Here is a 12,001-nt window from a genome sequence, read left to right on the forward strand (position 1 = left end):
CGAACCCCTGCGGCGCCATGAGGCACTATCCTCATGGCGCCACAGGCTCATGGCTACTGCTGCCCCGATTTAAGGTGACGCGGCCGAATGCCCAGCAGCAACAGCGCCACGGCGTAGATCCCCGCCCCCAGCGCCAGCAGCATGGTCAGCTGCAAACTGGCCTTGCCCATGCTCCATGCCCCCCACAGGGCCAGATCAGGGGACAAGTAGGCGAGCACGCCCCCCATCAGCACGCTGGCGACCAGCAGCTTGAGGCAGAAGACACCGGTATGACGGGAGGGACGATAGACGCTCTGCTGGTACAACCCCTTGAACAGCAAGGCCGCATTCAGGGTACCCGAGCAGGCGGTCGAGAGCGCCAGCCCCACATAACCGAGCGGATAGATGAAAATGAGGTTGCACCCCATGTTGGCGACCATCGACATCACCCCGATCCGCACCGGCGTTCTGGTATCCTGACGGGCGTAGTAACCCGGTGCCAATACCTTGATCAGCATCAGGGAGAGCAGACCTGTGGTGGAGGCCAGCAGGCTGGCGCTCGACATGGCCACTTCATGCAGGCCAAACTCACCGCGCATAAACAGCACGCGCAAAATGGGCTCGCGCATGACCCCAATCCCCACCATGGCGGGCAGGCCGAGCAGCATCACCATCCGCACTCCCCAATCCATGGTGCGGGAGAAGTCGGCCGGGTCGGCATCCACGTGCGTCTTCGCCAGCGCAGGCAGGATCACGGTGCTGATAGCCACCGCAAAGAGGCCGAGGGGGAACTCCAGCAGACGATCCGAGTAGTAGAGGTAACTGATGGCACCGGTCGCCAGGAAGGAGGCGAGCATGGTATTGATCAGCAGGTTGATCTGGCTGACCGACACGCCAAACAGCGCCGGGATCATCAGGGTGCGGATCTTCACCACCCCCGGGTGATGCCACCCCCACTTGGGCCACACCAGCATGTTGATCTGGCGTAAAAACGGGAACTGGAACAAAAACTGGACCAAACCGCCCAAAAAGACACCAATCGCCAGCGAGAGCTCCGGCTTGTCCATCAGCGGGGCAATCCACCAGGCCGCCGCAATCATGGTGATATTGAGAAATACCGGCGTGAACGACGACACCGCAAAGCGACCGAAGGTGTTGAGAATGGCCCCCGCCATGGCGGTAAAAGTGATGAACCAGAGGTAGGGGAAAGTGATTTTGAGCATCAGACTGGCGAGCTCGAACTTCTCGGCCGCCGGCCCGCCGTGCAGCCAGTCCCAGAACCAGCCCCAGCCAAACAGCGCGGTCAGTCCCCCTGATCCCAGCACCCCGAGCAGGGTAACCACGGTCACTATGCCCCCCAGGGTTCCCGCCACAGCTGCCAGCAATTCGCGCACTTCACTCTCGTCACCGTTTTTTTTGTACTCCGTCATCACGGGAACAAAGGCCTGGTTGAAGGCACCTTCGGCAAACAGGCGACGCAGAAAATTGGGGATGCGATTGGCAAAGAAGAAGACGTCTGCGGCCACCCCGGCACCGAGCAGATTGGCGATGACGATATCGCGAACCAAGCCCATAACGCGGGATGCCAGCGTCATTCCGGACACGATCATGCCGGATTTGATCAATTTCTTACTCAAGACGAGGCCTCTGGAACTGTCAGAATGAAAAGAATGCTGCTAGAATCGGCCGACAGTTTAACCGTCTCCCTACTGACACACCACCGGGAGGCGGTGTTTATTTGCACAAATCATTTGACAATATGTGGTTGGAAGGGCATATTTCCGGGCCTTTTCAATACACTCGCTAAGACAGTTTTAGGAGTTTTACCTTGGCTAACATCAAATCTGCTAAGAAGCGCGCTCTTCAGTCAGAAAAACGCCGTCAGCACAACGCCAGCCGTCGTTCCATGACCCGTACCTACCTGAAGAAAGTCATTGCTGCTATCGCCTCTGGCGACAAAGCTGCTGCGACTGCCGCTTTCGCTGTTGCTCAGCCGATCATGGATCGTATGGCGACCAAAGGCCTGATCCACAAGAACAAAGCTGCTCGTCACAAGAGCCGCCTGTCTGCCCAGATCAAAGCTATGGCTTAATCAGCTTCTGCTGATCAAAGCTGAAAAAACCGGCCTTAGTGCCGGTTTTTTATTTATCTGTACTGCAATAAAGTCGATGCAGCAAACTAATCACTTCACGCACCTCATGGCTGCGCAGCGAATAGTAGACCGTCTGGGCCTCTTTGCGCGTCGTCACCAGCTCATCCCGCCGCAACAGCGCCAGATGCTGTGACAAGGCCGACTGACTCAATCCCAATCGCTCGTTGAGCTCCCCCACCGACAGCTCCCGCTCCAGCAACTGGCACAGAATAAACAGCCGCCGTTCATTGGCCAGCGCCTTGAGCAAGGCCACCGCCCGACTCGCATTGGCTTCCATCTCTTCAAGTTGCATACATCTCTCCTCTGCCACTCATCGCCGATGATACGTGGTGACGGGTCGTTTTAAAACGACAGGGTGGCCGGCTGGATGGCGGAGAAGTTCTCCTGGCCGGAAAAGAGAAAGGTAAAATCGCTCTCGCAGACCCGCTTCACCGCCGGATGCTGGATCATCCGCTCGGCGAAGATGACGTAATACTCCTCCATCAGATCCTGGGTTTCCCCGATCAGCATCACCCCCTCCCCTTCGAGGATCTCCTCCCGATAGATAGTTGGGGCCATGAAAATCCCCTGATTGAAGAAACCAAACGCCTTCATCAAGGCGGCATCATCAAACTCGCCAAGAATGCTGGGGGAGACACCTTGCTGTTCGAACCACTGGGTCAGCTGACGCCCCATGGCGGTACGGCGACCGGGGATCAGCAGCTTGCGCTCTTCCAGACAGGCTGGAAAGGGCTTTTCAGGCAACGGCGCCTTGCAGAAGAAGCTGACGCCACAGCCGCCCAATCGTTTGGAGAGCAGGCCCGCATGCTGGCTGGAGTCCACCGGACAGTCGGAGAGGATCATATCGAGCTTGTGCTCGCTCAGCTGCTCCAGCAGCAGTTCGTGGGTTGATTCAAAACAGCGCAGATGGATGGAACCATCACTGGGGATGACGGAGAGCAGCACGCGGCTGGCAAGGCGCTTGGAGAGGGCATCGGCGATGCCGACGTCGAACAGGATCTTGCTCTCCTTGCGGTAGTTGACGATATCGAGCATCTCGTAGGAGAGGCTGAACATCTTGTCGGCATAGCGAAACACCAGCTGGCCCAGCTCTGTCGCCTCAAGGGAACGCCCCTTGCGCTTGAGTAGCTTGCCACCGAGGCGCTGCTCCAGCAGCTTGATCTGGCCGGTGACCGTCTGCGGGGTCAAAAAAAGGGCTTCCGCTGCCTGGGTAACGGAGCCCTTCTTCTGAGTCATCCAGAAATAGTAGAGATGGTTGTAGTTAAGGTGTGACATCCGATGGGGTTCCCGCTTGACGCGGACTCCGGTAGCAGCTGAGTTCAACCGCCAGAATGTCATACATGTCGCTGACCGAGTCAACCTTGTTCGCGCCAAACTGCGCCAGTAGTGTCTCCTTGAGAGTGGTTTTATCGGGCATACGCTCACCGCAATAACGCCGGTTGGAGTGCTTGACCATCTCGCCAGCCCGGCTGCTCAACGCCCGCTCGGAGAAGGTCTCGCCAAAGCGAGCCTTGACCTGCTTGTCCCCCAGCATCAGAGCACTCTCCACCACCCCGTTGAGATAAGCCGAACAGCTGGCGGAGGTTGCCTCCTGCCGACACGCTTCAAACCCGCCAGCCCACCCCATCGGGCTGACCAACAAGAGCACTAACCACGCCTGTTTTCTCATAACCCCTCCGCATTCTGATCCCCATCACGCTTGGGGAGTGACAATCGCAAGGCCAGATAGCCAGCCAGCGCAGCAATGCTCGATCCAACGAGGATCCCGAGGCGCGAGTAGCTGCCATAATCCAGCCCACCATGCTCAAAGGCGAGCGACGCGATAAACATCGACATAGTGAACCCGATACCACAGAGGATGCTGACCGCAAAAATCTGCTTGAAGTTAACACCGGGTGGCAGTTGGGCGATGCCCAGCTTCACTGACAGCCAGCTGATAGTGAACACCCCGAACGGCTTGCCGACAAACAATCCCAGCATGATCCCCATCGGGACCGGGCTCATCAGCGCAGAGAGGCCAATGCCGTCTAGCGATACCCCAGCGTTGGCAAAGGCAAACAGCGGCAGGATCAGGTAGGCACTCCAGGGATGCAGCGAGTGCTCCAGCGACTTGAGCGGCGATTCATAACGCTTGCCCTTGAGCGGGATCATGAAGCCCACCACCACGCCAGCCAGGGTCGCGTGGACACCGGACTTGAGCACCGCCACCCAGAGCACCAGACCGGCCAGCATATAGAGGCCTATCCTGTCCTCACCGCGGCGATTCATCCAGAACAGGGCGAGGATCGCCAGCATGCCGACTGCCAGCGCCTGCAGTGACAGCTGCTGGGTGTAGAAAAGCGCAATGATGATGATGACGCCAAGGTCATCCATGATGGCCAGCGCCAGCAGGAATACCTTGAGACTCACCGGCACCCGCTTGCCGAGCAGCGCCATCACGCCGAGGGCAAAGGCGATATCGGTCGCGGCAGGGATAGCCCAACCGGCGCGCGCCACTTCATCCGAATAGTTGAAAAAGGCATAAATCAACGCCGGTGCCAGCATGCCGCCCACAGCAGCGATGGCCGGGAAGGTCGCCTGTACCCGGGAAGAGAGTGCGCCCTCCAGCATTTCACGTTTCACTTCCAGGCCAACCAGCAGGAAGAAGATCGCCATAAAGCCATCATTGATCCAGAGCAGTAGCGGCTTGTTGATGTCGAGAGCCGCGATGCGCACCTGCACCGGCGTGTCGAGAAACGCCTGATACCCGCCAGCCAGCGCGGTATTGGCTAAAATCATTGCCAGCATAGCAGCCATGATCAGAATAATTCCGGAGGCGGCCTCCAGCTTCAGGAACTTTTTGATTACGTCACTCATGGTTAAATTTTCCACCGTATTGCTTTGGTTTGAGTCTATCTCCTGCAACAACCAATGGAAAATCGTTTCTTGCTGCTCAATACAACGAAAAAACCGAAGGCAAAATAGAACATGCCTGCTATAAGCAGGTTTTTCCTCGTCTCTGGCTACCGTCTTATTAATCAATAAAATGAATTTTCAATTATTTAACTGCATAAAAAAGGCGCCCTGAGGCGCCTTGTTATCAGATGGCGACGGGCGCCTTGATGCCGGGGTGGGGGTCATAACCCAAGATCTCGAAATCCTCGAACTGGTAGTCGAAGATGGAGTCGGGTTTGCGCTTGATCACCAGGGTCGGCAGCGGGCGCGGCTCGCGGGAGAGCTGCAGCGCAGTCTGCTCCATGTGGTTGGAGTAGAGATGCACATCACCGCCAGTCCAGACGAAGTCACCCACTTCCAGATTGCACTGCTGGGCCATCATGTGGGTCAGCAGGGCGTAGCTGGCGATGTTGAACGGCAGGCCGAGGAACACATCGCAGCTGCGCTGGTAGAGCTGGCAGGAGAGCTTGCCGTCCGCCACATAAAACTGGAAGAAAGCGTGGCAAGGGGCCAGCGCCATCTTGTCCAGCTCGCCCACGTTCCAGGCGGAGACGATGATGCGGCGCGAATCCGGGTTGTGCTTGATGTCATCCACCGCTTTCTGGATCTGGTCGATGATGGCACCATCAGCCGCCGGCCAGGAGCGCCACTGAGCACCGTAAACCGGCCCCAGATTGCCATGCTCGTCGGCCCACTCGTCCCAGATGCTGACACCGTGCTCTTTCAGATAGGCTGTGTTGGTGTCGCCGTTGAGGAACCAGAGCAGCTCATGAATGATGGAGCGCAAGTGGCACTTCTTGGTGGTCACCAGCGGAAAGCCCTCCGCCAGATTGAAGCGCATCTGGTGGCCGAACAGGGAGACGGTACCGGTGCCGGTACGATCGGACTTGACGGTGCCCTCATCGAGGATCTTCTGCATCAGGTCGAGATAAGCTCTCATTACTTTGCCTCCCTTGCTGCGTTACCGAACAGCTGCGGACGCTGGTAGGCGGCCCAAATCATCAGGGCACCGGCGATAATCATCGGGGTGGAGAGGATCTGACCCATGCTGATCTCCTGGAAGTAGAGACCCAGCTGGCTGTCCGGCTGGCGCACAAACTCCACCAGGAAGCGGAACAGCCCGTAGAACAGCAGGAACATGCCGGAGATGGCCCCACGGGGCGGATGCTTGCGCCAGAACAGGTTGAGGATGATAAACAGCACCACCCCTTCCAGTGCGAACTGGTAGAGCTGGGAGGGATGACGCGGCTCTGGGCCGGCCTCCGGGAAGATGATGGCCCAGGGCGCATCGGTAACCCGACCCCACAACTCGCCGTTGAGGAAGTTGCCAATCCGGCCAACGCCGAGACCAAACGGAATGAGCGGTGCCACAAAATCGGCCACGGTGAAGAAGTGGCGCTTGGTCTTGTGGGCAAACCAGACCATGGCGGTGATGACCCCGATGAGGCCACCGTGGAACGACATGCCACCGGTCCAGATCTTGAACAGGTAGGTGGGATCCGCCAGGAAGAGATCGAAGTTATAGAACAGCACGTAACCGACACGGCCACCGAGGATCACCCCGAGGAAACCGTAAAACAGCAGATCCGACACCTCGTTGCGGGTCCAGCCGCTGTTCGGCGCATCGGCGCGACGGTTGGCAAGCCACATGGCAAATGCGAAACCAAACAAGTACATGAGACCATACCAGCGTACCGATAGTGGTCCCAAACTGAATGCTACGGGATCAATCTGCGAGAAAACCCAATATCCATCGTGCTGCATATGCGGCCCCAGTCAAAATAAAAGCCGCATTTTCCGATCATTCGTCAGCAGGGACAAGGCATGATTATCAATCACTCTGTTTCGCTTTGTGACCGGCTCGCAGCAAACCGCCCAAACCATGCTCCTCCAGATAGCGGGCAAACAGGCCCCGCAACATGTGAGGATTGTCGTGCTTGAGGCCGTCCGCCAACAGGATGGTCAACTCATCCAGCCGGGACTGGCGCAGCACGTACTTGATCCGGGCGATGTTGTGGGTGTTCATACTGAAGCGACGATAGCCCATGGCCAGCAGCAGCAACACACCGACCGGATCACCGGCCAGTTCGCCACAGACTGACACAGGCTTCTGGTAGCGGTGGGAGGCATCGACCAGTTGCTGCAGGGCACGGATCACCGCAGGATGAAAGGCGTCGTAGATGTTGGCAACCCGGGAGTTATTGCGATCTACCGCCAGCAGGTACTGGGTCAGGTCGTTACTACCCACCGACCAGAAGTCGATGAGCGGCGCCATCTCCGGCAAGATAAAGAGAGCAGAAGGCACCTCGATCATCACCCCGAGGCTGGGGTAGCGGATCACCGCATCGCGGCTAGCCGCCTCTTCCGACACCTCCCGCCACGCCTGATCCAGCAAACGACGAGAGGCTTTGATTTCGCTGACACTGCTGATCATCGGCAACATGACGGCGAGATTGTCCAGCCCTTCGCTGGCCCGCAGCATCGCCTTGAGCTGCACCAGAAACAGTTCGGGGTGATCCAGGGTAAGCCGGATCCCTCGCCAACCAAGGAAGGGGTTTTCCTCAACGATGGGGAAATAGGGCAACTGCTTGTCACCGCCCACGTCCAGCGTACGCATACAGACCGGCCGGTTGCGGTAGGTCTCGAGAATGCCGCGATAGCGGGCAGTCTGCTCCCACTCCGAGGGGAAACTGTCCTGCAGCATGAAGGGGATCTCGGTGCGATAGAGCCCTACCCCATCCGCCAACTGGTTGAGGGAGATCTCGGTATCGGCACTGAGACCGGCGTTGAGCAGCAGGGAGACGGGGGTACCATCGGCGGTCTCGGATGGCAGGTTGTCGACGCTGCGCACCAAGGTATCGAGTGCCCGCTCTTCACTCAGCAGCTGACGATACTCGGTCAGGATCACCTGATTGGGTTCGATGAAGAGATCGCCGCTGTAGCCATCGACGACCAGCATGCAACCACCTATGTCGCCCAGGGGCAGATCGACCCCCATGATAGCGGCCACCCCCATGGCGCGGGCCAGAATGGCCGCGTGGGAGTTGGTTCCCCCCTTGAGCGATACCACCCCGGTCAGGTACTCGCGGGGCACTTCCGCCAGAATAGTAGCGGTCACCTCGTCGGCAACCAGCACCACCGGCTCGCCGATGGAGATATGTTCCGGTTCATTCTGCACCAGTCGACTGATCAGCCGCTGGGCAATATCCTTCACGTCGGTGGAGCGCTCCTGCAGGTAGGGATCCTTCATCCCCTTGAACTGCTCGATCAAGCGATCGCTGATGAGCTTGACCGCCGAGACCGCAGTCCAGTGCTCCTTGCTCACCTTGTTGCGAATGGGCTTGATGTAGCCGGGATCGTTCAGCAGATGGAGGTAAATGTCGAAGATCGCCACCGAATCCTGGCTGTAGCTCTCGCGAAAACGCAGCGCCAGACTTTCCAGATCGTGACGAACCTCTTCCACCGCCAGCTCCAGCCGCGCCAGCTGACTGACATGGTCTTCATCCTTGCGCGGGGTGATGGACGAGAGCGCCTTGCGGGGTCGCCACACCCAGGCCTTGGCAATGGCGATACCACTGGCTCCGGCAATGCCGCGCAGCGGCTTGCTCCAGTCGGTCTTCTGCAACCACCCCTTGGCCTGTGCCTGTGCTATACGCGCCGCCAGTTGCGCCGCCAGGGTGACCATGAAGGACTCTTCCCCCTCATCGAAGCGGCGACTCTCCTTCTGCTGCACCACCAGAATACCGACCACCTGACGCTGGTGCATGATGGGGGCGCCGAGGAAAGAGCGGAACGACTCCTCGGCGACATCGGGCAGGAACTTGAAACTGGGGTGGGCGGGGGCATCGGCCAGGTTGATCAGCTCTTCCCGCTGGCCCACCAGACCGACGATGCCCTGCTCGTAGGGCAGGGTCACCTTGCCGACAGCGGAAGGCGCCAGCCCGTCGGTAGCAGCCAGCCGATAGCGACGCACCTCGGGTTCCGAGACATACACAGAGCAGCAGTCCACTGCCATGGCGTGCCGGGTCTGGCTCACCAATGCCTGCAAGGCCTGCTCGAGGGTATTGGCCTCGGCCATGCTCTCGACGATACGTCTCAGTTCCGTTAACAACTAATCTGTGCTCCTTAGCGTTAGCGCGCGCGGTTGCGCCGCCCATCCTTTTTATTGACCTGTACTGCCGGCACTGGCATCGCCAGCGGGGCAAACTCTTTCATGACCCGGCGGTACACTTCCCGCTTGAACGAGACAACCTGACGCACCGGGTACCAGAAACTGACCCAACGCCAATCATCAAATTCAGGGTGGCCATGACAACCGAACTGGATCCGCGACTCTCTACCCGGATTCAGCTGTAACAGGAACCATTTTTGTTTTTGGCCAATACAGACCGGTGAACTGTCCCAACGGACAAGGCGTTTGGGTAAACGATACTTTAGCCAGTTGCGACTGGTGGCCATGATGGTCACATCCTCGGGCTTGAGGCCAATCTCCTCATACAGCTCTCGATACATGGCCTGCTCTGGCGTTTCACCATCATCAACCCCCCCCTGCGGAAATTGCCAGGAGTGCTGCCCATAGCGTTTAGCCCACAACACTTGTCCTTCACGGTTACAGATCACGATACCGACATTGGGACGAAATCCGTCACCATCAATCACGTGATCACCTTATAAAGGCTGAATCTATAAGGAGATTGTTCCACATTCACCCCGTGGCAGCAAACAAGGAGTGAATCCCCTGTTTCATGAATAACTTTCAATTTCAAACATACTTATAAACAAATCCAAGGATCCGATCCCCCAAGTTGCCCACCCAGACTGTGCATAAAGCTGTTAGCAAACGGGTATATACAGTACTTTTTAACTGTGTGTGAAAAGTGCCCCTCCGCATCACCACGTAATATTAAATATTAAAAAGCCTTATTATACATAAGCTTGAATCGAAAAAACCAGATCTGGCTCCATGTCACCCCCAGCGCCAGATCCACGATTAAGATTGTGAACAAGTTTAACTGCTCAAAGATCCACCACGGTGAAATTATCCACAGGAGTGGCACAATATCTACCCCATTAACCCTGTAAAAATGGGGTGGCATTCACAATTTTTTGTAACATATCAGCGACTCCACTCACTTTCATCCACTTATCCAAGATTTCTGTGGATAACTGTGTGTAACATCATGCACAAACCCTTGGACAACTATTTCGAGGTCAAACCTGATCTGGCTTACTGCTCGATAAAACAGATAAAGTACTTTAAAATCATAATGATGAACATCTAGCACTCAAATTATCCATGTTTGATCTTATCCGTTCAGGATCGGTTATAAAAACAACGATCCTGCGCGGGATCCTCCCCTGTTAGAATATGGCGAGCAAGATGGAGCCAAACATGCCAAGCAATCCCCAATCCGAACAGGAATTATTAAGCCGCGCCTACGCCATGGCAGGCTTCACCTTGGCGCAACTGGCTGCCGAGGCCGGTGTGCCAGTCCCCAACGATCTGCGGCGGGACAAGGGGTGGGTCGGTCAGCTGATCGAACTGCAACTGGGGGCCAGTGCTGGCAGCAAACCTGAGCAAGACTTCCCGGATCTGGGCATTGAGCTCAAGACGATCCCCATCGATCCTCAAGGCAAGCCACTGGAGACCACCTTCGTCTGCGTTGCCCCGTTGATCGGCGTCAGCGGCCAGCGCTGGGAGGAGTCGAACGTGCGCAACAAATTGTCACGGGTACTCTGGATCCCGGTGGAAGGCAGCCGCGAGATCCCGGTTGGCGAGCGGCGGGTAGGTATGCCATTGATGTGGAGCCCGAATGAAGAGGAAGACCGGCTACTACGTCAGGACTGGGAAGAACTGATGGACATGATAGTGCTGGGGGAAGTGGAGCAGATCAGCGCACGCCACGGCCAGGTGATGCAACTGCGGCCCAAGGCAGCCAACAACAAGGCGCTGACTCGTGCCATCGGCCGCGATGGTCAACCCATCATGACCCTGCCCCGCGGCTTCTATCTCAAGATCGATTTCACCCACAGCCTGCTGCAACGCTATTTTGCCTTGCCGGCTTGATCTGCCTTATCAACATCTTTGTCATATGGTGATATAAAAATAGGCAGGAGCCATTTTTAACTCACAGATAGGGAGGCGTCATGCCACTGACCAAGCAATTTCTGAAATCCAGACCCGAGGTCAAGGTGACCTTTGCCGTAGAGAAAGAGGCGGCCGCAGGTGCGCAGCAGGTGATGCTGATAGGCGAGTTCAGTCAATGGCAGCCGGTCGAGCTGAAACGGATGAAAAGCGGCGAGTTCAAGGCCACCCTCAATCTGCCGACCGATGGGCCGGGTTACTTCGAATACTGCTACCAACTCATTACTTCGGCAGGAGAAACGCGCTACGAGAATGACTGGGAAGCGGACGACTATGTGCCAGGGCCCTTCGGGCGCGACAATTCGGTAGTGCGAGTCATCCAATAGAGCCCCCCCGAAAAATAGACACAAAAAAGGCTCGCCATTGGCGAGCCTTTTCACTACCTGTCGAGCTATTTGCCGACGTGTCGGCACCAATTCGAATCGAATTAGTTGAGCTTCTCTTTGATACGGGCAGCTTTACCGGACAGGTTGCGCAGGTAGTACAGTTTGGCGCGGCGAACATCACCACGACGCTTCAGTTCTACACTGTGGATCAGCGGAGAGTGAGTCTGGAATACACGCTCAACACCTTCGCCGTTGGAGATCTTGCGAACGGTGAAAGCAGAGTGCAGACCGCGGTTACGCTTGGCAATAACGATGCCTTCGAAAGCCTGCAGACGCTCTTTGCCACCTTCTTTAACACGAACTTGAACACGTACAGTGTCGCCCTGGGCAAAAGCCGGGATGTCGGTACGCAGTTGCTCTTGTTCAAGCTGTTGAATAATCTTGCTCATTGTCTTTCCTTACCTA

General features: G+C 57.0%; 13 protein-coding genes. 3 read left to right on the forward strand and 10 right to left on the reverse strand.

Annotated elements, in window-relative coordinates:
* Window positions 1-53: 53 nt before the first annotated feature.
* Window positions 54-1,616 carry a murein biosynthesis integral membrane protein MurJ gene (gene murJ, locus BN1125_RS08795; RefSeq protein WP_042011861.1) on the reverse strand — a complete coding sequence of 521 codons (1,563 nt, stop codon included), beginning with the start codon at window positions 1,614-1,616 and terminating at the stop codon, window positions 54-56.
* A 191-nt stretch (window positions 1,617-1,807) separates the two neighbouring features.
* Between murJ and rpsT the strand changes: the two genes are divergently transcribed.
* Window positions 1,808-2,071, forward strand: a complete 264-nt coding sequence (gene rpsT / locus BN1125_RS08800) for a 30S ribosomal protein S20 (protein ID WP_005308808.1) — start codon at window positions 1,808-1,810, stop codon at window positions 2,069-2,071.
* A 49-nt stretch (window positions 2,072-2,120) separates the two neighbouring features.
* Here the strand turns inward: rpsT and BN1125_RS08805 are convergent, their stop codons facing one another.
* The 8 genes from BN1125_RS08805 to rppH all read right to left on the reverse strand — a co-directional run bounded on the left by BN1125_RS08805 (window position 2,121) and on the right by rppH (window position 9,724).
* On the reverse strand, window positions 2,121-2,423 hold the full coding sequence (locus tag BN1125_RS08805) for an ArsR/SmtB family transcription factor (RefSeq protein WP_042011862.1): 303 nt from the start codon (window positions 2,421-2,423) through the stop codon (window positions 2,121-2,123).
* Between the two features lie 50 nt (window positions 2,424-2,473).
* A complete protein-coding gene (nhaR, locus tag BN1125_RS08810) occupies window positions 2,474-3,406 on the reverse strand; it encodes a transcriptional activator NhaR (RefSeq protein ID WP_042011864.1) in 933 nt (310 codons plus the stop codon).
* Entirely contained in the window at window positions 3,393-3,800 is a 408-nt protein-coding gene (locus BN1125_RS08815) for a hypothetical protein (protein WP_042011865.1), read from the reverse strand. Before BN1125_RS08815 ends, nhaR begins: the two co-directional genes overlap by 14 nt.
* Window positions 3,797-4,987, reverse strand: coding sequence for a Na+/H+ antiporter NhaA (nhaA, locus tag BN1125_RS08820; protein WP_042011866.1), 1,191 nt, complete (start codon window positions 4,985-4,987; stop codon window positions 3,797-3,799). Before nhaA ends, BN1125_RS08815 begins: the two co-directional genes overlap by 4 nt.
* A 223-nt stretch (window positions 4,988-5,210) precedes the next feature.
* Window positions 5,211-6,005 carry a thymidylate synthase gene (gene thyA / locus BN1125_RS08825; protein ID WP_042011868.1) on the reverse strand — a complete coding sequence of 265 codons (795 nt, stop codon included), beginning with the start codon at window positions 6,003-6,005 and terminating at the stop codon, window positions 5,211-5,213.
* On the reverse strand, window positions 6,005-6,829 hold the full coding sequence (lgt, locus tag BN1125_RS08830; RefSeq protein WP_042011869.1) for a prolipoprotein diacylglyceryl transferase: 825 nt from the start codon (window positions 6,827-6,829) through the stop codon (window positions 6,005-6,007). Before lgt ends, thyA begins: the two co-directional genes overlap by 1 nt.
* Before the next feature lie 67 nt (window positions 6,830-6,896).
* On the reverse strand, window positions 6,897-9,176 hold the full coding sequence (ptsP, locus tag BN1125_RS08835) for a phosphoenolpyruvate--protein phosphotransferase (RefSeq protein ID WP_042011870.1): 2,280 nt from the start codon (window positions 9,174-9,176) through the stop codon (window positions 6,897-6,899).
* A gap of 20 nt (window positions 9,177-9,196) precedes the next feature.
* The gene (gene rppH, locus BN1125_RS08840; protein WP_084202289.1) at window positions 9,197-9,724 is read right to left on the reverse strand and encodes an RNA pyrophosphohydrolase; all 528 of its coding nucleotides are present in this window, start codon (window positions 9,722-9,724) and stop codon (window positions 9,197-9,199) included.
* Window positions 9,725-10,457: 733 nt separating this feature from the next.
* Between rppH and mutH the strand changes: the two genes are divergently transcribed.
* Window positions 10,458-11,132, forward strand: coding sequence for a DNA mismatch repair endonuclease MutH (gene mutH / locus BN1125_RS08850; RefSeq protein ID WP_042011874.1), 675 nt, complete (start codon window positions 10,458-10,460; stop codon window positions 11,130-11,132).
* Between the two features lie 80 nt (window positions 11,133-11,212).
* The gene (locus tag BN1125_RS08855) at window positions 11,213-11,536 is read left to right on the forward strand and encodes an isoamylase early set domain-containing protein (protein ID WP_042011876.1); all 324 of its coding nucleotides are present in this window, start codon (window positions 11,213-11,215) and stop codon (window positions 11,534-11,536) included.
* Between the two features lie 101 nt (window positions 11,537-11,637).
* Here BN1125_RS08855 and rplS read toward each other — a convergent pair whose 3' ends face one another.
* On the reverse strand, window positions 11,638-11,985 hold the full coding sequence (gene rplS, locus BN1125_RS08860) for a 50S ribosomal protein L19 (RefSeq protein WP_005313505.1): 348 nt from the start codon (window positions 11,983-11,985) through the stop codon (window positions 11,638-11,640).
* Between the last annotated feature and the right edge of the window lie 16 nt (window positions 11,986-12,001).

The organism is Aeromonas fluvialis (assembly GCF_000819885.1).
In the GTDB taxonomy this organism is placed as follows: domain Bacteria; phylum Pseudomonadota; class Gammaproteobacteria; order Enterobacterales; family Aeromonadaceae; genus Aeromonas; species Aeromonas fluvialis.

What these genes read in the sequence shown, in the direction of transcription:
- BN1125_RS08815 (WP_042011865.1), bottom strand. Translation starts at nt 3,800, where the DNA reads ATGAGAAAACAGGCGTGGTTAGTGCTCTTGTTGGTCAGCCCGATGGGG.
- mutH (WP_042011874.1), top strand. Translation starts at nt 10,458, where the DNA reads ATGCCAAGCAATCCCCAATCCGAACAGGAATTATTAAGCCGCGCCTAC.
- BN1125_RS08855 (WP_042011876.1), top strand. Translation starts at nt 11,213, where the DNA reads ATGCCACTGACCAAGCAATTTCTGAAATCCAGACCCGAGGTCAAGGTG.
- rplS (WP_005313505.1), bottom strand. Translation starts at nt 11,985, where the DNA reads ATGAGCAAGATTATTCAACAGCTTGAACAAGAGCAACTGCGTACCGAC.
- BN1125_RS08805 (WP_042011862.1), bottom strand. Translation starts at nt 2,423, where the DNA reads ATGCAACTTGAAGAGATGGAAGCCAATGCGAGTCGGGCGGTGGCCTTG.
- nhaA (WP_042011866.1), bottom strand. Translation starts at nt 4,987, where the DNA reads ATGAGTGACGTAATCAAAAAGTTCCTGAAGCTGGAGGCCGCCTCCGGA.
- nhaR (WP_042011864.1), bottom strand. Translation starts at nt 3,406, where the DNA reads ATGTCACACCTTAACTACAACCATCTCTACTATTTCTGGATGACTCAG.
- lgt (WP_042011869.1), bottom strand. Translation starts at nt 6,829, where the DNA reads ATGCAGCACGATGGATATTGGGTTTTCTCGCAGATTGATCCCGTAGCA.
- thyA (WP_042011868.1), bottom strand. Translation starts at nt 6,005, where the DNA reads ATGAGAGCTTATCTCGACCTGATGCAGAAGATCCTCGATGAGGGCACC.